Origin of the sequence: Gordonia sihwensis NBRC 108236, assembly GCF_000333035.1 — a bacterium.
Taxonomy (GTDB): Bacteria; Actinomycetota; Actinomycetes; order Mycobacteriales; family Mycobacteriaceae; genus Gordonia; species Gordonia sihwensis.
On sequence record NZ_BANU01000005.1, the window covers coordinates 37,678 to 56,164 of the forward strand.

General features: G+C 69.3%; 14 protein-coding genes and 1 pseudogene. 8 read left to right on the plus strand and 7 right to left on the minus strand.

Annotated elements, in window-relative coordinates; all coding sequences use genetic code 11:
- Window positions 1-28: 28 nt before the first annotated feature.
- From GSI01S_RS03405 to GSI01S_RS03420, 4 genes are all read right to left on the minus strand, one after another.
- Complete coding sequence (locus GSI01S_RS03405; RefSeq protein WP_006894990.1) at window positions 29-535, minus strand: hypothetical protein; 507 nt, start codon at window positions 533-535, stop codon at window positions 29-31.
- Between the two features lie 108 nt (window positions 536-643).
- The gene (locus GSI01S_RS03410) at window positions 644-1,723 is read right to left on the minus strand and encodes an NADH:flavin oxidoreductase (protein WP_006894991.1); all 1,080 of its coding nucleotides are present in this window, start codon (window positions 1,721-1,723) and stop codon (window positions 644-646) included.
- Between the two features lie 37 nt (window positions 1,724-1,760).
- Window positions 1,761-5,093: an arabinosyltransferase domain-containing protein gene (locus GSI01S_RS03415; RefSeq protein WP_006894992.1), complete on the minus strand. Its 3,333-nt coding sequence runs from the start codon at window positions 5,091-5,093 to the stop codon at window positions 1,761-1,763.
- The gene (locus tag GSI01S_RS03420) at window positions 5,086-8,346 is read right to left on the minus strand and encodes an arabinosyltransferase domain-containing protein (RefSeq protein WP_039866827.1); all 3,261 of its coding nucleotides are present in this window, start codon (window positions 8,344-8,346) and stop codon (window positions 5,086-5,088) included. The genes GSI01S_RS03415 and GSI01S_RS03420 overlap by 8 nt, the downstream gene beginning before the upstream one ends.
- 209 nt (window positions 8,347-8,555) lie before the next feature.
- Between GSI01S_RS03420 and GSI01S_RS03425 the strand changes: the two genes are divergently transcribed.
- The 5 genes from GSI01S_RS03425 to GSI01S_RS03445 all read left to right on the plus strand — a co-directional run bounded on the left by GSI01S_RS03425 (window position 8,556) and on the right by GSI01S_RS03445 (window position 13,162).
- The gene (locus GSI01S_RS03425) at window positions 8,556-9,392 is read left to right on the plus strand and encodes a mycofactocin-coupled SDR family oxidoreductase (protein ID WP_006894994.1); all 837 of its coding nucleotides are present in this window, start codon (window positions 8,556-8,558) and stop codon (window positions 9,390-9,392) included.
- Between the two features lie 42 nt (window positions 9,393-9,434).
- Entirely contained in the window at window positions 9,435-10,466 is a 1,032-nt protein-coding gene (locus GSI01S_RS03430) for an Atu2307/SP_0267 family LLM class monooxygenase (RefSeq protein WP_039866829.1), read from the plus strand.
- Window positions 10,467-10,501: 35 nt separating this feature from the next.
- Window positions 10,502-12,013, plus strand: coding sequence for an MFS transporter (locus GSI01S_RS03435; RefSeq protein WP_006894996.1), 1,512 nt, complete (start codon window positions 10,502-10,504; stop codon window positions 12,011-12,013).
- Between the two features lie 125 nt (window positions 12,014-12,138).
- A complete protein-coding gene (locus GSI01S_RS03440; protein ID WP_039866831.1) occupies window positions 12,139-12,741 on the plus strand; it encodes a TetR/AcrR family transcriptional regulator in 603 nt (200 codons plus the stop codon).
- Window positions 12,742-12,790: 49 nt separating this feature from the next.
- Window positions 12,791-13,162, plus strand: a complete 372-nt coding sequence (locus tag GSI01S_RS03445; RefSeq protein WP_101841569.1) for a hypothetical protein — start codon at window positions 12,791-12,793, stop codon at window positions 13,160-13,162.
- An 83-nt stretch (window positions 13,163-13,245) separates the two neighbouring features.
- Here the strand turns inward: GSI01S_RS03445 and GSI01S_RS03450 are convergent.
- From GSI01S_RS03450 to aztA, 3 genes and pseudogenes are all read right to left on the minus strand, one after another.
- Window positions 13,246-13,578, minus strand: a pseudogene (locus tag GSI01S_RS03450) (linear amide C-N hydrolase); the annotation flags it as partial.
- 172 nt (window positions 13,579-13,750) lie between these two features.
- Entirely contained in the window at window positions 13,751-14,665 is a 915-nt protein-coding gene (metA, locus tag GSI01S_RS03455; RefSeq protein ID WP_006895000.1) for a homoserine O-acetyltransferase MetA, read from the minus strand.
- 75 nt (window positions 14,666-14,740) lie between these two features.
- Complete coding sequence (aztA, locus tag GSI01S_RS03460) at window positions 14,741-15,373, minus strand: zinc ABC transporter ATP-binding protein AztA (RefSeq protein WP_006895001.1); 633 nt, start codon at window positions 15,371-15,373, stop codon at window positions 14,741-14,743.
- Between the two features lie 48 nt (window positions 15,374-15,421).
- Here aztA and aztB point away from each other — a divergent pair, with 48 nt between their 5' ends.
- The 3 genes from aztB to aztC are packed head-to-tail and all read left to right on the plus strand — an operon-like array spanning window position 15,422 to window position 18,448.
- Window positions 15,422-16,279 (plus strand): zinc ABC transporter permease AztB, encoded by an 858-nt coding sequence (aztB, locus tag GSI01S_RS03465; RefSeq protein WP_006895002.1) that lies wholly within the window; start codon window positions 15,422-15,424, stop codon window positions 16,277-16,279.
- 46 nt (window positions 16,280-16,325) lie between these two features.
- Complete coding sequence (locus GSI01S_RS03470; RefSeq protein ID WP_006895003.1) at window positions 16,326-17,519, plus strand: hypothetical protein; 1,194 nt, start codon at window positions 16,326-16,328, stop codon at window positions 17,517-17,519.
- Complete coding sequence (aztC, locus tag GSI01S_RS03475) at window positions 17,516-18,448, plus strand: zinc ABC transporter substrate-binding protein AztC (protein WP_006895004.1); 933 nt, start codon at window positions 17,516-17,518, stop codon at window positions 18,446-18,448. Before GSI01S_RS03470 ends, aztC begins: the two co-directional genes overlap by 4 nt.
- The last annotated feature ends 39 nt before the right edge of the window (window positions 18,449-18,487 follow it).

Here is an 18,487-nt window from a genome sequence, read left to right on the forward strand (position 1 = left end):
CCCGGTTCCGCAGGGAACCGGGTGGGGATCAGTCGGTGAGGGAGATGCGGGCGACGACGTAGTTGTCGCCGCCGTCGATGCGGTCCACGATCACGGCCTCATCGTTGTGTTCGAGCGGGGCGTCGGAGGTGACCGTCACCTGGCGGGTGCCGAGCGGCGTCCGTACCTCACCGATCCCGAAGCGGCCGGGAGTGACGGGTTCCACGATGCGTACCGCCGAACCGATGAGGTCGACGTTCGGCAGTTCGGCTTCGGCGCCGACGAGGTACCCCAGAACGACGACGGCCGCGACCGAGAGCACCACGCCGGCGAGCGCACCGACCAGCAGTGCCGGCCAGGTCGCCGTCTCGGTGAACGTCAGGAGCCCGCCCGCGAGCAGGCCGAACCCAGTGGCGAACGGGGTGACAATGGACAGCAGTCCGGCGCCGGAGTCGCCGAGGTGAACGTCCACGCCGCCGGCATCCACACCGAGGACGGACAGCAACGTCAACACCAGACCGACGCCGCCGACGATCAACAGCACGATTCCCAGCACGCATACCCCCGTCTGCAGTCACCTGTGCCCCCAGTGTGACACACCGTTCAGAGCCGACCATTCGGACGGGCGACCGGCGCGTGTGGCCGGAACCGCGGGACGCCGGCCTCAGGAGGAGAGCACGAAGTCGTCCCAGTTCGTCGACAGGTACTCGAGAAACGCCGGACCGACGGACTCGGCGCGCATGTGATCGGCAGACACGGGCTGCGGCGTCGACGTGAACGCGGGGTCGGCGACCACTCTGGCTGCGAAATCGTGGTGCAGGATCCCGGCGGTCCCGATCAAGACGAAGTCGGCGCCGGCGTCGAGGCTCTCGCGCACTTGAGCACCGGTCAGGATCTTCCCGGCGACGCCGAGACGGGTGCCCCCGCGCGGCAGATCGGTGAAGTGTTCGAGCAGAGTGCGGTCGCGGTGCTCCTCCTCGGCCGGGTGTTTGAACGCGTCCCACATCGACATGTCGAGGTAGTCGAGCCGTCCCGAGGCGAGAACCTGAGCCGCCAGCTCGCGCGACTCGGCGAGCGGAACGCCGTAACGCTCGGGCGAGAGTCGCAGGCCCAGCTGAAAATCCGGTCCGGTGGCGCGACGGACCGCATCGACCACCTCGTGGATGATGCGGAATCGGTTGTCGGCGCTGCCGCCGTACTTGTCGGCGCGGTGATTACTGCGCGCGTCGAGGAACTGGCAGAGCAGGTAGCCGTGGGCCCCGTGGATCTCGGCCCCGTCGAAACCGGCCTCGGAGGCGAGGACTGCGGCTTCGGCGAACTCCTCCACGATCGCCTCCACCTCGGCGGTGCTCAGTTCCACCGCCTGCTTGGCGGCATCGTTCCACGGCGCCACCCGGACGGGGTCGAACTGTCCGTCGCCGCGTCGCCCTCCGTGCTGCAACTGGATCGATGAGACCGCTCCCGCCGCGCGCAGCCCGTGCGCCAGCCGGGTCAGTCCGTCGAGGTGCTCGGGGCCGGCGACGCCGAGCTGTCCGGAGAACGAGTGCCCCCGGCCGGACACCCATGCCGCGCATGTCATCACCATGCCGAAGCCGCCCTCGGCTCTCCTCACGAGCCAGTGGTACTCGTCGTCCGAGAGAGTGCCGTCGGCATTGCTCTGCAGATTCGTCAGCGGAGCCAGGGCGATGCGGTTGGCCCAGGCGGGGCCGCGTGCGAAATCCAAGGGAGAGGCAGGTGTGATCACCGTCCCAGGCTACCGGGGTGCCTTCCACTGTCCCGATTCAGTTGCGGATCACCCGCATCGGCCCGGGAGTCCAGAGACCGGTGTGGTCCTCGTGGGTGACGGTGAGTTCGGCGTCGTGCTGCGGCAGGAGCGGGGTGAACCGCTGCAGTGAACCCCAGTCACGGCCCCAGTCGTTCTCGAGGTAGGCCGGGACCTCCGTCTGTCGCAGCTCGTTCTCGGTGATGCCCAGCGGGCCGCCGTAGTCGCCGGCCATCCACTGCGCCGAGTTCACCCGTTCACCGACCGCATCGGGGGTGATGCGCCACTTCGGCGTCTCGAGGATGCCGTGCACCACGCCGGCCGGGCGCTGGCAGGGGAACGCGAACGCGACTTCCCAGTCGAGCAGTACCGGATCATCGCTGCCGACGAGCGAATTGAGCGTCTGCAGTCGTGTGGCACGCGGTGGCGTGACGGCCAGCCAGGCATCGTAGCCCGGCGAGGTGTCCTCGGCGACGATCCGGACGACGGACGCGCCGGGAGGAATCTCGGCCATCGGGAACCGCAGGTTGCGCCACTGCGGTGCGCCGCCTGCGTCGTACGGGGTCAGGGACGCGACGGTTGCAACGGTGCCGTCCGGCTGCACCCGTCCGGCTTCGAGCCGCAGTTGCTGGCCCGGATGCCGGACCGCCAGTTCGTCGATCGACTCCACCGCACCCGCGGCCGACAGGGTGATCAGAGGCCGATCGTCGGAGCGTTCGGGCAGCTGGTACCAGTCCGAGGTCAGGCGGCCGGTCCCGGCGGGCGCACCGAAGCTCCCGAGCACCGGCACCCGCTGCGGGTCGAGACCGAAGGGCAGCTTCACCGACGAACCGTTGACACCACGGCTGACCGTGGTGCCGCCACTGGTGTCGGAGGTGGTGTCGGCGGTCGTCGAATCACCGGTGGTCGACTGCCCGCTCTGATCCTGGTCGACCGCTTGGGCGGGATGAGCGTCGGTGTCACTGCTGGACGTGTCGCTGTCGTCGGTCTCCAAGTGCGTCGGCACGCCGTCGGGTGAGAACCCGGCCGGGGGCGTCGCTCCGCCCGCGAGGGCCTGGCCGGCGCTCGCGGGCCGCTGGCCGGCCAACTGCGCCGGCGCGAGAAGACCCGTGTTCGGATCGGCCTCCACCAGCACGGCGTCGGCGAGTGCGCACGGGCGCCCCTGCAGGGACGCGATGTTGGAACTCGCCCAGGTCCACGAATCCGATTGCGTCCTGGCCGCTTTACCGAACGAGATCATGTTGAAGGCCAGGATCACCGCGGAGACGATCACGAGCGAGTACATCGGCAGGTCGGCCATACGGCTCGGCTCCGGGCGCCGGAAGGGTTCCGCGGCGTCGGCGAACTGTGCTCGGCCGTCGTCCCGGTAGTACTGCCACAGTCCGACGGCCGTCAGCAGTACGGCGACGGCGAAGATCGGCCAGAAGAAACCGATGCCGGCGATATGCGGCGTGTCGTCCGACCACGGGATGCCGTAGCTGCCCACATACCACCACTGGTTGCGGCCGGCGAAGGCCACCGCGAGCGCGTACGCCGACGCCGCGGCGAAGAACGTCCGGTTGCATGGGCGCCGAAGCACACTCGGTTTCAGGAAGGCGGTCGCGGCCGCGGCCAGCGGCCCGGCCAGGCAGGCGAAGATGCCCATCTGGTGGGTCGCCTTGGTCGGGACGAAGGCCAGCACCGCCACGGCGCCGCCGGTGACGGCCACGAGCCGCCACAGGGCCGCGGTCGCCACACCCGGCACGCTGTGCTTGCGGACGAGGACGAGGACGACCAGCAGCACCGACAGGATCGTCACGAAGATTCCGACCCGGCGCGCGATGGAGCCGTCGGGTGTCGGATTGAGCAGGATGTAGTACCGCATCGCCTCGGTCCACCAGTGATTGGTCGGACCCACGATGCCCTGAGCCTGCACGCCCTCGACGATCGTGGCGAGCGGCTGGTCGGCGAAGATCTCGTACAGGACGGCCAGACCCGCCGCCACGAGGGGCACCAGCATCGGCGCCAGCCCGTCGCGACGCCGCCGGTACAGCACCCGCTTGAGCATCGGCCGGAGCCCGGCCAGCAGCGCGACCGCCGCGACCGCGCCCACCGGGTGGATGGTCAGGGTGAAGGCGGCCGAAACGATCGCGAGACCGAAGGGGAGCAGTCGGCCGGTGGCGATCGCGCGTTCGACGAGCACCCAGGTCAGCAGGATGCCGACGGTGATCACCGGTTCCACGCGCAGGCCGTTGTTGAACGGCAGCCACACGGCGAGGAAGGCCAGGGCCGCGGCCCAGCGTGCGACACCGGAACCGGCGATCGTCCGACCCAGGCGCGGGATCGCCACGCGGCTGATCAGGAACCATCCGACGATCGCGAACAGGAACGGCAGCAGGCGCAGCCACGGGATCGCGGTGCTGACCTCCATCCATTTGGCCAGGTACTGGTAATGCCAGCCGAACGGGTCTTGGGGGACACCGAAGTACCGGTAATAGTTGTCGAGGTAACCCGCGCCGGGCGCCACGCGCCCGACAGTCACCTGATAGCCGTCGTCGGCGGTGTTGCCGCCGATCATCAGCCAGATCAGCAGCACCGCGGTGACGAATCCGTCGAGCACGGTCGGTCGCCACCAGCGCCGAGGCAGCAGTCGGCGCAGGCGTCGCCCGTCCCGGGCATCGAGCACGGCGAGCGCGATGAGAGACAGGATCGTCGCGACCACGCCGACGATCAGCAGGGTGCGTTTGAGCGGGGTGGGGCTGGTGCTGAACCGGGTGTCGACGGTGGAGCGGAAGCTCAGCCCGGCGGTGGGGGCGGTGGCCGGCAGGTCGGTGTACACGCCGATGATCTGCGGCCGCGCGTTCGGATCGCGGATGTCGAAGGCCGAGTCGGGGACCGTCAGTCCCTCGACGTCGCCGCGGGTGCCGGCGGTGTCGGCGTGCACGACGATGCGGCATTCAGGAGTGCGCTGCGCCTGCTCGCGCGGGATCGTCATCAGCACGGCGTTGCGCTGGGTGACCAGGAGGTTGTCGTGGGTGGCGCTGATGAACAGGCCCACCTTGCGCGCGTCGACACCGGATTTCGGCACGGTCGAGAGCAGCACGCCGCCGTCGGCCGGCAGCAGCGATGCCAGCGAGCAGGGCACGGTCGCATCCATCGACACGGGGTTGTACGAGACGTTGGGCGCCGCGATGTTCGCCACGGTCGGCGCCGACGTCGACGACGTGGCTTGCGGCCAGGTGATCTCGGTCTTGGCGTACGTGACCGGCAGGAACGGCGACGCGAGGGCGAGCAGGATGCCGATGGCGCCGGCCACGACGGCGACGATCCGTGCGATGCGGACCGTCCGGGGGCTCGGTGTCCGATCACTCATCGGTACCTCCAGCCACGATTGTGCTCGGATTGCGCCAGCCGGCCTGCCGGACTGTCGCGGTGGTCAACGCAGCGGCCGGTGCATCCGGCACGAGCGGTTCGAGTCTCACGAGGTTGCCCCAGTCTCGGTACCAGTCGTTCTCCAGGTAGGTGGCCATCGTCGACGGCCTGGTCAGCGACTCCGACACCGACAGGATTCCGCCGGAGGACGCGGCCTGCCAGCTCTTCGACGTCGAATAGGTCGTGGTCCGGTCGGGTGTGATGCGCCATCGGGGAACGTCGTACACCCCGTCGCGCGCGGTCACCGGCTGCTGGCAGGGGAACTGACTGCCGACCGACAGGTCCAACAGCACCGGTTCCCGGCTGCCGACGACGTTCTGCAGGGTCTGCAGCCGCGGGGCACGCGGCGGGGTGATCGCCAGCCACTCGTCGGGACTCAGGTTCGAGTCGACGGCGACGATCCGCATCGCGGTCGCCGACGGCGGGATCGCGGCCATCGGGATCCGCAGGTTGCGCCACGGCCGGTTGGGGTGGTCGGGACCCGGATCGATGGGAACGAACGGCGCACCCACCGGGGTGAACTCCCCGTCGGTGTCGACGCCGAACTCGACATGCAGATCGCGGCCGGCGGTCACGGCCCCGTCCTGTCCCACGGAGAAGACCGAACCCGCCGTGGTGATGACGATCAGCGGAGACGTAGTCCGGTCGGGGAGCCGGTACCAGTCGGTGGTCAGTTCCGCCCGGCCGTTGTCGAAGCCGTAGCTGCCGAGCACCGGAGTGGTGGCCGGATCGAGACCGAAGGGCAGTGCCACGGTGCCGCCGTTCGCGGTCTCCGGACCGGTACCCCCGGTGGTACCCGCTGGAGCGCCGTCGCCGGAGTACGAGTGGCCGGGCGTCGCGGTGCGGAGGGTGCCGGCGCCGAGCCGGACCGGATCGGGTGTCAGATCGTCGGCGACGCCGTCGGGGGAGAACCCCGTCGACTCCCCGGCGAGCGCCCGCGACGCGTCGACGGCCCCGACCGGCTGCAGCATCCCGACATTCGGATCCTCCTCGACGAGCACGCGGTCGGCCATCCCGCAGGCGCTCCCGGTCAGGGCGCGCGCGTTGGCGCTGAACGCCGTATAGGTGTCCGAGCGGCTCAGCGCAGCCTTGCCGAAGAGTGCGAACTCGGCGAGCACCAGCGCTGCGGCGATCAGCAGGACCGGCACCGCCGATACGATGCGGCGCCGGCGGACCGCTGCGGCCGACGGGGGACGTGCGGTGTGCGGCCGCACGCTGACCCAGACCAGCATGAGGAACGAGAGCGCGGTCAGCACGAGGAACAGCGTCGACACCGGTCGTCCGGCGAGGACGGGAGCCTTGTCGAACCACGGGATGCCGTAGTCGTACGACCATCCCCAGGCGTTGTCGCCGGCCGTCGCGACGGCACACGCGCCGACCAGCACGGTGACGTACGTCCAGAGGGTGCGCGGCGCATGCGCCGACACCCGGATCATCGCCGCGGTGGCAACGGCGGCACAGGCGGCGGCCAACCCGGCGAAGATCCCGAACTGGACGGTCCACTTCATGGGCACGAACGAGAGCAGACCCATCGTGAGGAGGACGCTGCCGATCAGTCGCCACACCGGGCCGCGTGCGAAGCCCGGCAGGCGGCCGCGCCGCATCATGACCGCGGTCGTCAACCCCAGTGTGGCGAGCAGGAGCAGCACCGGTACACGACGGGCGAGGGAACCGTCCGGGGTCCCCAGCGTGAGGAAGTAGTACCGCATCAACTCCTGGTACCAGGACAGCGTCGGGCCGACGACGTACCGGACCCGGATCGCCTCGACGACCGCGCCCAGGGTCTGGGTGCGGAAGACCAGAAAGCAGATGAGGGAGACGGCCGCGGCGACGGGCGCGAACAGCGGCAGCAGACGGTACTGCCCGCGCAGTGTCCGGACCACTCGCAGCATCGGCCGGGAGCCGACGATCAGAACGGCGACGGCGATGACGCCCTGCGGTCCGGTGGCGAGTGTAAGCAACGCGACGAACGTCGCGAGCGCCGCGGGCAGCAGCCTGCGCGTCGCGATCGACGTCTCGACCAGCCACCAGGTCGCGAGCGATCCCGCGACGATGATCGGCTCCGGCCGCAGGCCGCTGCAGAAGGCGATCCAGAACGCGACGAACACCGCGGCGGCGCTGAACACCGCCCACCGTGAGGACCGGACGGCGGCGCCCAGACGGGGTAGCAGGACGCGGCTGAGGATGAACCACGACACCAGCCCGGCCACCAGGCCCGGCAGACGCATCCAGACGCCCGCGGAACTCACCGTGGCCCAGTGGGAGAGGAAGGAGTAGTACCAGTCGAACGGGGCCTCGGGGACACCGAAGTAGCGATAGTAGTCGGACAGATACCCGGCGTCGGTCGCGTTGCGGCCCATCACCATCACGTAGCCGTCGTCGGCGGTGCCCGCTCCGAGGACGTGCCAGATCAGCAGGGCGGCGGTGACGGTGAGATCGGTGACGCTCGGTGCGACGAGCCTGCGGAGCGGTCGGCGCCCGGCGGTCGGCGCCCGGAAGCGCGACACGGCGTCGAGGCGGCTCAACGCGAACAGCGCCACCAGGGCGGCCAGAACACCGATGACGATGACCGCGGTCTTGAGCGCGGTTCGGGCGACGTCGAAGGCGTTGTCGACGTCGACGTGCACGGTCAGACCCTGCTGTGCCCGTCGCACGGTGTCCCCGGACAGATCGGTGAAGACTCCGGCGACCGCCGGCCGGGTGGCGGGATCACCGTGCACCGTTGCGCCGGCCCCGACGAACTGAGCTCCCAAGGAGTCCTCCGACGCCCAGAAGCGCAGTTGCGAACAGTTGTTCAGGCCCGCGCGGTCGATGCTCGTCAACGCCGATCCGCGCACGTTGACCGTCGCACCGGAAGAACCGGACGTGACCACGAGGGCGGTGTCGCGGATGTCGCGCGGTGCCGAAGCGGGAACCGTCGACACGACGACCGCGGTGGAGCCCTCCGCCCCCGCCTCCCGGAGCACCCGGCAATTCACCGTGACGTCGAGCCGCCGGGCGGTCTGCGTCGCCAGGGGCGCCGTGACCGACGCATTGTCGGCGGAGATGCTCTGGCCCCGCGGCCAGTCGAACGACGATGTCCGCTCGGTGACCGGCAGGAACGGTGTGGCGATGGCAGCTACGAGGGCGACCAGACCCGCGACGGCGGCGATGACCGCGTACCCGCGCGCGGTCACCCTGTGTGAAGTACTCATCGGGAGTGAGGATAGGCGCTGTCTCTTAACCTTCACCAAGAGCCGCACGGGGCGAGCCGCACCGGCGGTGCGGCCGAAGGCACTGTCGCGGGACGCGATCCCGCTCAGTGGGCGCACGGACTCGCCGCGACTGATAGATGTGGTGTGTCCTCTGGACAGACGAGTTTCGATCGACGATCCGGACGCACGTCCGGCGGCAAGGAGACGGCATGGACGACTTCAGCAATCGCGTGGCATTGGTGACCGGAGCCGCACGCGGTCAGGGACGTGCGCACGCGATCGCGTTCGCCGAACGGGGCGCGGACGTCGTCGTCTGCGATCGGTGTGCGGACAGCCCCGCGATCGCCTACCCGATGGGCACCGAGGAGGATCTCGCCGAGACGGTCCGACTGGTGGAGGCCACCGGGCGGCGATGCATCGCGGTGAAGGCGGACACCGCAGATCGGGCGGCGATGGAGGCGCTGGTCGCACGCGCCGAGAACGAGCTGGGCCGCGTCGACGTCGCAGTCGCCAATGCAGGCGTCTCCGGCACGTCGCCGATCACCGAGGCGTCCGCGGCCGTCTGGGAGGAGGTCATCGGCAGCAACCTGACCGGTGTGTACAACACCCTCGCCGCGGTAGCGCCCGGGATGATCGCGCGCGGCTACGGGCGCATCGTCACCATCTCCTCGATGCTCGGGCGGAGCGCGGCACAGGGTCAGGCCGCGTACGGCGCGTCAAAATGGGGCGTCATCGGCATGACTAAGAGCGTGGCGCTCGATCTCGCCGCTCACGGGATCACGGTGAACGCCATTGCGCCGGGCAATATCTCGACGCCGATGGTGCACAACGACGCGCTGTACTCGGTGGTGCGGCCAGACCTGGACGCACCCACGCGCGCGGATGTGGAGCCGGTGATGGCGATGCTGCACGCGCAGCCGATCGCCTTCCTCGAACCCGAGGAGGTCACTCGCGCGGTCCTGTTCTTCGCCGCGGAGGCCAGCGCCCACATCACCGGCACCGTGCTTCCCGTCGACGCGGGCGCCGCCGCCCGGGTCTCGAGCTGACGTGCGGGAATCATTCGGTCCACGGTGATCGTTGACCCAACCGTGAACCACATCGAATTCGGCCTGGACACCTTCGGCGGAGTGACCCGCGACGCACACGGAGAGCCGGTGCCCCACCCGCAGGTGATCCGTGATCTGGTGGACGATGCGGTGGTCGCCGATGCAGCGGGCCTGGACTTCTTCGGCGTCGGTGAACATCACCGGCCCGACTTCGCGGTGTCGAGTCCGGAGATGGTCCTGGCCGCCATCGCTTCGCGGACCGAACGGATCCGGCTGGGTTCGGCCGTGACGGTGCTGAGCTCCGACGATCCGGTCCGCGTCTTCGAGCGGTTCGCGACGCTCGACGCGGTCTCGAACGGCCGAGCCGAGATCGTCGCCGGCCGCGGGTCCTTCACCGAGTCGTTCCCGCTCTTCGGGTACGACCTCCGCGATTACGAGGTGCTGTTCGAGGAGAAGCTCGCCCTGCTCTCGGCGCTCTTGACCGAGGAGCCGGTGACCTGGTCGGGCAGCACCCGCGCCTCGCTGTCGGACCAGCGCGTCTACCCGGCCACCGCCCACGGCATCACCGCGTGGGTGGGCGTCGGCGGCAGTCCCGAATCGGTGGTCCGGACCGCACGATACGGCTTCGGTCTGTTCCTGGCGATCATCGGCGGACCCGCCGACCGCTTCGCCGGTTACGTCGACCTGTTCGAGCGCGCGCAGGATCAGTTCGGCGTTCCACGCAGGCCGGTGGCGGTCCACTCGCCGGGCCTGATCGCCGATACGGACCAAGCGGCCCGGAATCTGGTGCGCGACGGCTGGTTCGAGATGCGGGAACGGATGGGGCGTGAGCGGGGATGGCCGCCGCCGGCCGCGGGCGACTTCGAGCGCGAGATCGAGACCGGATCGCTGTACGTCGGCTCCCCCGAGACGGTCGCAGAGAAGATCGCGGCGACTGTTCACACGTTGAAGGTCGACCGCTTCGACCTCAAATACGACCAACCGGTCACCCATGACGACCAGCAGGAGTCCATCCGGCTGTACGGCGAGAAGGTGGTGCCCGCGGTGCGTAGGATTCTGGCTGACCTTGCCTGAGATTGCACGATAGCGACGACGAATCGAGCGACCCGATGTCAGTGCCCGCAGCCGAACCCGTCACCGAACCCGATCCCCGCCGCTGGAAGGCCCTGGTCTTCATCTGTCTCGCACAGTTGATGGTGGTTCTCGACGGCACGGTGGTCAACATCGCCCTGCCCGATGCCAAGCGGGATCTCGGAATCAGCACCGCGAACCAGCAGTGGGTGATCACCGCGTACGCCCTCGCCTTCGGCGGACTGCTGTTGTTCGGCGGCCGCGTGGCGGACATGTGGGGCCGCCGCCGGGCGCTGATGATCGGCCTGGTCGGATTCGCCTGCGCATCCGCGGTCGGCGGCGCGGCGGTCAATGAGGCGATGCTCTTCGCCGCGCGAGCCGTGCAGGGGGCCTTCGGAGCCCTGCTGGCGCCCGCGGCGCTCTCCCTCCTGACCGTGATGTTCACGCAACCGAAGGAACGTGCACGCGCGTTCGGCGTCTTCGGCGCGATCGCCGGCGGCGGCGCCGCCGTCGGCCTGCTCCTCGGCGGCCTGCTGACGCAGGTGCTCGACTGGCGCTGGACGATGTACATCAACGTCGCGATCGCGGCCGTCGCGCTGCTCGGCGCGGTCTTCGAAATCAAGGAGCCGCCGAGGAGCACCGACCACGTCGTCAAGCTCGACGTGCTCGGCGTGGTGCTGGGCGGCTCCGGGCTGGCGCTGGTGGTGTACGGCTTCAGCCGGGCCGCGGAGAAGGGCTGGGCCGACGGCGGGACGCTGACCTGTCTGGTGGCGGCGGTGGTGCTGCTCGCTCTGTTCGTAGGCTGGCAGTGGAGGTACTCGTATCCGCTGCTTCCGCTGCGCGTGGTCGCAGACCGTTCGCGCGGCGGCGCGTACCTGACCGTCGCGCTGTCCGTGATCGCGATGTTCGGATCGTTCCTGTTCCTGACCCTCTACATGCAGACTGTGCATCACTACACTCCGCTGAGTGCCGGGTTCGCGTTCCTGCCCATGGTGTTCGGCATGCTCATCGGGTCCACGCAGGTGGCGGCCCGCTTGATCACCCGCGTCCCGCCGCGGTATCTGCTGGTGCCCGGCGCCTTGCTCGGGTCGTGCGCCATGCTGATCCTCGCGCAGGTCTCGGCCGACGCCACCCGATACTGGAGCGTGATCTTCCCCGGTCTGATCATTCTCGGCTTCGGCATGGGAACGGTGTTCATGACGTCGATGAACCTGGCGACCTTCGGAGTCGCACCGTACGACGCGGGTGTCGCTTCGGCGATGGTGAACACCTCGCAGCAGGTCGGCGGCGCCGTCGGGACTGCGTTGCTGAACACGATCGCCGCGAACGCGGCCGCGCGCTACATCACCGATCACCGGGACTCGGTCCGCGGCCCCGCGGACATTCCTCATTTCCAGGCTCTCGCCATGGTGCACGGCGACAGTGTCGGTTTCTATGTCGCGGCCGCCATCCTCGCGTTCGTGGCAGTCGTGGCGGGATTGCTGATCAACGTCCGACACCCGCTCGGGCTGAACACCGCGAGTCCGGAACCGGCCGCCGCACCGGTCTGAGCGGGCCGCAGGGCCGCAGCCGACTTGGAATCGATTCCACCGTTGGAAGTCGATAGGGTGGGTCCGTGACTCCCAGTGGCGTACGGAAGCAGTCGGCGTCGAAGCCGGGGGACGGGCAGGCGCCGATGACGCGTACCCAGCGGCGCGCCGCGGCGACGCGTCAGGCGATCGTCGACGCCGCGCGCGAACTCGTCGCCACCCGCGGCACCGATGCGCTGACGCTCGATGCGGTCTCCGAAAGCGCGGACGTCGCAGTCCAGACCATCTACAACAGGGTCGGCGGGCGGTCGGCGTTGCTCACGGCGGTGGCTGAGCAGGCGATGAGGGAGAGCCGGGTCTACATGGACGCCGCCTACGACGCGGAGGGGACCGCAGAGGAACGCCTCCTGCTGGCGGCCGCCGCCTACGCCAAGTTCGCCAGGGAACGGCCGCACGAGTTTCGCATCCTTGTGGAGCCGCCCGACGAGCCGGACGCCGTCGCCCACATCGCGGAGCTGACGGGGGAGCAGAACGCCAAGCTCGCGGCGACCATCCGCGCGGGCATGGCCGACGGCAGCGCCCGCTCCGATCTCGATCCGGACGATCTGGCGACAGCCTTCTGGGCCACCCTCAACGGACTGCTGGCACTGGCCTGGCGCCCCGGGGCGCTGCGTGCCGACCACGATCGGCTCGACCGATTGCTCGCGACGTACATCGCCACCGTCGCCGACGGGCTTCGCTCGCGCTGAGCGACCGGCGCGGCGTACGCTGATAGGCCCGAGCAGCCAGGAGACGACGATGTCGATGCGCCCCAGCCCCACTGTCGTTCGGACCGCTGTCGTTCGGACCGCCGCGATCGCGGCGGGGATCGGAGCCATGGCGCTCTTCGGCTCCGCCGGCCAGGCGGCCGCGGACGTCGCTCCGGGCTCCTACACGTCAACGACCTCGTCGTCCGGGATCGTCCTTCTGCAACGTGATGCCCGCGTCGAGGGCGATCAACTGGTACTCATCGGGCGGTACCCGATTCATCGGACTGCCACCGGCGGCTATGTCGACCTCTTCCCGGGACATCGCGTCATTCTCAACAGCGACGGTCACGGCGGCTACCGGGGCCCGGCCTATTTCGGCGGCACCGTCATCGGCGCGATCACTCTCACGCCCCACCGCTGACCGGACACAACCAGGGGGTTCGTCGAGATTCCTACTCTGAGGCGATGAACTCGGCGATCTTCGCCTCCACCTTCTCCTGGATCGGTGGCGAAGTTGTCCAGGTAGTACTGCATCCACACGGACATGGCGAGCTGCGGGCGCGCCGGATCGGGCGTGCCGTAATCCGACTCCGCCAGCCACAGGACGTGTCCGGCCAGACCCTTCTCGTTGACCCCGTCGGCGGAGATGATGTCGTACACTCCGGCGACCACGCTGCCGTACTTCGCGGTCCACGAGAGGCCTCCGCCGACCCGGTCGTCGCGCTTCACACCGCGGGGGAGCTTCCAGAGGTTGGTGTGCAGATCGCGCGCGAAGTCCATGTTGCGTCCGACGACCACCGAACCACCCGCGTCCGGCCATATAACACGTGTACACATACGTCAATCGCTTTCGTCGCAGTTCAGGCGCGGTGAGCAGTGGGCTCAGGCGTCACTGTCAGCCTAAGGTGCCCCCGTGGGGTCCGCGTCGCGCAAGGCCGTGGCGGCACGGATCAGTCCGGTTTCTGCACGGAGCGGAGCCCCTGCGCCGAAGTCGGCGATCGATCGGGTCTCAGACGCCGTTCGGATCGAACGGCGTCTCCTGGTAGACGCAGTAGTTGAGCCAGTTGGTGTACAGGAGGTGACCGTGTCCGCGCCAGCGGTTGAGCGGGAGCGCGGTCGGGTCGTCGCCCGGGAAGTAGTGTGCGGGCACCGCGACGTCGCTCTGCTGGTCACTGTCGCGCCGATACTCGCGGGCCAGCGTGTCCGCGTCGTACTCGGGATGCCCGGTGACGAAGACCTCGCGACCGTCGGGAGTGGCCGCCAGGAAGACGCCTGCCTCGTCGCTCACGGCCAGCACCTCGACCGCACCGGTCGCCTCGATGTCACGGGCGTGGACGTCGGTGTGCCGGGAATGCGGGGCCAGGAACTCCTCGTCGAAACCTGTGACGAGCGGCGACTTCGCGCCGGTGAGGCGATGGGTGAACACGCCGGAGATCTTCTGGCGCACTTCGTACTTGCCGACCCCGTAGTGCCGGTAGAGCGCAGCCTGCGCGCCCCAGCAGATGTGCAGCGTCGACTGCACGTTGCTGCGTGTCCAATCCAGGATTCTGGTCATCTCGGGCCAGTAGTCGACGTCCTCGAAGTCGAGCCTCTCGATCGGGGCCCCGGTGACGATCAATCCGTCGAAGTGCTTGTCTGCCACATCGCCGAAGGTCGAATAGAACGACTCGAGATGACCGGGCGGCGTGTTCCGCGAGACGTGGCTGGACATGTGCAGCAAGGTGATCTCGACCTGCAGCGGGCTGTTGCTCAGCAGTCTCAGCAACTGTGTCTCGGTCGCGACCTTCATCGGCATCAGATTCAAGATCGCGATCCGCATCGGGCGGATGTCCTGATGCCCCGCGCGCTCGTCGGACATGACGAAGACCTTCTCCGCCTCCAGGACGGCCCGGGCGGGGAGATCGTGCGGCACTGTGACGGGCATAGCCGATAAGTCTAGTCTGGATGCCCGTGGCGCGCCCCGGACCGGTGCGGGAGCCGACCGCGCCGGCCCCGACGGTCATCGCGACATCGACGGGCTCGCGAGCTCGATGACCGTGTCGGCGAATCGAATCTCCTCGCGATCATGCGACGCCACGACCACCGTCTTACCGGCGTCCGCGTGTTCCCGCAGCAGGGTGCAGAGGAGCTCTCGCGTCCCGGCGTCCAGCGCCGTCGAGGGCTCGTCGAGGAGATAGAGATCAGCCGGCTGAACCAGCGTCTGCGCGATCAACACCCGCTGGCGCTGCCCACCCGAGAGGTCGCGCATCCGGGACTCCCGCAACGGCGTCATGCCGACTCGTTCGATGATCTCCTCTGCCGCGCGCCGCTCACGCCGTGCCGTCGGGCGCCAGCACGGCACCTGTCCGAAGGTCCCGATTCGCACGCAGTCCCGGACGGTCAACGGCAGTCCGTCGATGAGCTCGCTGCGCTGTGTCAGCAGAGCGGGGCGTCGCGGTCGGGGCGTGATCTCGCCGGCGTCCGGTGTGCGCACTCCGGCGATCAGCTCCAGCAGCGTGCTCTTGCCCGTGCCGTTGGCGCCGACGAGGGCGGTGACCGCCCCCGGCTGCAGAGTCGTCGTCAGATTCTCGAGGACCGTCGTCGCGCCATAGCTGAAGCTCAGCCCGCGCACGGTGTAGCCGGTGGCAGTCAATCGGGACCCCTTCGAGTTAATGAAATTGATAACCGTTACTGTTAACGCGTGATCCCAACGATACTGGAGCCGTTCTCGGTCGCGTTCATGGCGCGCGCGCTGTGGGCCGGCGTGGTGCTGTCGGCGCTGTGCGCACTCGTCGGGGTGTGGGTGATCGCCCGCGGCATGACCTTCCTCGGCGAGGCGATGGGACACGCCATGCTTCCCGGGGTCGCGGTCGCGGCGCTGACGGGGGTCGACCTGATCGTCGGCGCGGCGGCGAGCGCGGTGGTGATGGTGCTCGGGGTCGAGTCCATGCGCACCCACCGCGACTTCGGCCGGGACACGAGCATCGGCTTGCTGTTCGTCGGACTGCTGGCGGTCGGGGTCATCATCGTCTCGCACTCCTCGTCGTTCGCGACCGACCTGACCGGCTTCCTATTCGGTGACGTGCTGGCCGTCGACGACGGCGACCTCGTGCGGCTGTGCGTACTCGTCGCGGCGGTCCTGGCGGTGACAACGCTGTCCTACCGGGGATTCCTCGCGGTGACCTTCGATGTCCGCAAGGCGCGCACGCTCGGTCTGCGGCCGACCGCGACCAATCTGCTGATGGTCCTGACACTCGCCGTTGCGATGGCGGGCGCCTTCAGCGTGGTCGGCACCCTGCTGGCCTTCGGCATGCTGGTGGCGCCGTCGGCGTCCGCACTGCTGATCGTGCGCCGGGTTCCCGCGGCCATGCTCATGGCGTTCGGATTCGGCGCCCTCGCCACTTTCGTCGGGCTGCTCGTCTCCTGGCATCGGGCCACGGCGGCCGGTGCCACCATCGCCGCGACCGCGGTCGTCCTGTTCTTCCTCACCCTCACACTCCGCGCCATCGGACGCGCGGTGCTGCGGCGCGCCCGTGGCATCGCCGACCCGACGACATGAAAGGCGAACACTCTTGCCCAACCGAACGCGAACAGTCCGAACAGCGATGACGGCGCTCGCGACGTCGACCGTCATCCTGGCCGCCGGCTGCGGCGCCGACGAACCGGCGCCGGAGAACGGCCTGGCCGGCACCGAGCGCCCGCACGGCTACGTCGAAGGAGCGAAAGAGAAGTCCGAACCCCAGATCGCACTCGCCGTCGCCGCCCGGAACGGGAAGAAGCTGAGCTTCCTCGACCCGGCGGAGGAGAGCACCGTGACGGTGGACCTGACCACGGCGGCGCAGCGTCTGGACGAGGACGGCCGTTTCGTCTACGTGATCGACGGCGACACTCTGGAAGTGGTGGACAGCGGCGGCTGGACCGTCGATCACGGCGATCACGTTCACTACTACCGGGCGACGACCAAGCCGCTCGGCACGCTGACCGTGCCCGCGGCCGTCACGACCGTGTCGGGAGCGGACGAGATCACCGCGGTGGGCGCGCGCGGAGGCTCGGTGACCGTGCTGGACCGGCGGGGTCTGGAGAACGGTTCGGCCCCGCGCCCGATCTCGACCATCGACACCCGCAGCAGTGCGGGTTTCGCCGTGCCCTACGCAGATGGCCTGGTGTTGGGCTTGGGCGACGGTCCGGACCGCCCCGCCTCAAGAGTCGTCTTCACCGATCGGGACGGAAATCCCCGCCGACCGGCCCAGCCCTGCGTCGACCCGCAGGGCCCGGCGCTGCTGCGCAACGCGGTCGCGGTGTCCTGCGCCGAGGCGATCATCCTCTTCACCGACAGGGGCGGCGAGGTCGCCGCACAGGTACTCGACTACGGACGCAGGGGACCGCGGGCGGGTGCGTTCGGCGTTCGGCCACGCAGCAACCGGGCCGTCGCGGCCACCGCGGCCGGCTCGTGGCTGCTCGACTCCTCGGCAGGGTCGCTTCGGTGGGTGCCCTCGGCCGACCGGCTGTCCGCCGCTCTGGCCCCGGGGCGCGACGAGACGCTGATCGTGCTCACCGACGACGGTGAACTGCGCACCCTGGCCGTCGACCCCGCAACCGGCGCCGGGCGGCCGGTCGCGACGGCCGGTGCGTCTGCGGGCATGGCCGGGAAGGTGCTGACCGCCGACACCGGCCGGGCGTACCTCTCCGAGCCCACGGCCCGAGCCGTTCACGAGTTCGACTACGGCGACTCCCTGCGCAGGACACGCACCCTCCCGGTCGACGTCGAGCCCGAGCTCATGGTCGAGGTCGGTCGATGACGCCGCCGCGTCGCCTCGTGGCGACACTGCTCGCAGCGGTGATCGGGACCCTGCTCGGGACAGTGGCGCTCACCGGCTGCGGCATCGCGCACGACGACCAGCCGCAGGTGGTGGCGACCACCAACATTCTGGGTGACGTCGTCGGTCGGCTGGTGGGTGATCAGGCGACGGTGATGACCCTGATGAAGCCGAACGCGGACCCGCATTCGTTCGCCGTCTCGGCCCGCGAGGCGGGCGCCATGCGCAATGCGGACCTGATCGTCTACAACGGGCTGGGCCTGGAAGAAGGCATCGAGCATCATGTGCGCGCCGCGCACGACGACGGGGTCCCGATCGTCGAAGCCGGCGGGGCCGCCCGACCGATCACGTTCCGCACCGGTGAGACCTCCGGAGCCGCGGACCCGCACTTCTGGACCGACCCGACCCGGATGCGCGACGCGGTCCGTGCCGTCTCGCACCGGCTCGCGGAGATCGATGGCGTCGACCGGGCCCGGCTGAGCGCGAACACCGAGGCGTATCTCTCGGAGCTGAACGATCTGGACGAGTGGATGCGCGGGCTCTTCGCGGCGATTCCCCAGGATCGCCGCAAGCTGGTGACGAATCACCACGTATTCGGCTATCTCGCTGATCGCTACGGCTTCGAGGTGATCGGCGCCGTCGTGCCGAGCGGTACCACCCTCGCGTCGCCGAGCAGCTCCGACCTGGCATCGCTCGCGACGGCCATCCGGACCACCGCGGTGTCGGCGATCTTCGTCGACACGTCCCAGCCCGACCGCCTCGCGAAGGCCCTCGCAGCCGAGACCCGGACGGCGGTCGCCATCGTTCCGCTGTACTCGGAGTCTCTCGACGAGCGGGGCACCGAGGCAGACAGCTACATCGCCATGATGCGAACCAACGCTTCTCGTATCAGTTCAGGTCTGTCGCGTTGACCCGTCCCGGGCCTCGACGGACACCCATGTGAATGAAAG

What these genes read in the sequence shown, in the direction of transcription:
- GSI01S_RS03420 (WP_039866827.1), bottom strand. Translation starts at nt 8,346, where the DNA reads ATGAGTACTTCACACAGGGTGACCGCGCGCGGGTACGCGGTCATCGCC.
- GSI01S_RS03470 (WP_006895003.1), top strand. Translation starts at nt 16,326, where the DNA reads ATGACGGCGCTCGCGACGTCGACCGTCATCCTGGCCGCCGGCTGCGGC.
- GSI01S_RS03415 (WP_006894992.1), bottom strand. Translation starts at nt 5,093, where the DNA reads ATGAGTGATCGGACACCGAGCCCCCGGACGGTCCGCATCGCACGGATC.
- GSI01S_RS03445 (WP_101841569.1), top strand. Translation starts at nt 12,791, where the DNA reads ATGTCGATGCGCCCCAGCCCCACTGTCGTTCGGACCGCTGTCGTTCGG.
- metA (WP_006895000.1), bottom strand. Translation starts at nt 14,665, where the DNA reads ATGCCCGTCACAGTGCCGCACGATCTCCCCGCCCGGGCCGTCCTGGAG.
- GSI01S_RS03440 (WP_039866831.1), top strand. Translation starts at nt 12,139, where the DNA reads ATGACGCGTACCCAGCGGCGCGCCGCGGCGACGCGTCAGGCGATCGTC.
- aztC (WP_006895004.1), top strand. Translation starts at nt 17,516, where the DNA reads ATGACGCCGCCGCGTCGCCTCGTGGCGACACTGCTCGCAGCGGTGATC.
- GSI01S_RS03425 (WP_006894994.1), top strand. Translation starts at nt 8,556, where the DNA reads ATGGACGACTTCAGCAATCGCGTGGCATTGGTGACCGGAGCCGCACGC.
- GSI01S_RS03435 (WP_006894996.1), top strand. Translation starts at nt 10,502, where the DNA reads ATGTCAGTGCCCGCAGCCGAACCCGTCACCGAACCCGATCCCCGCCGC.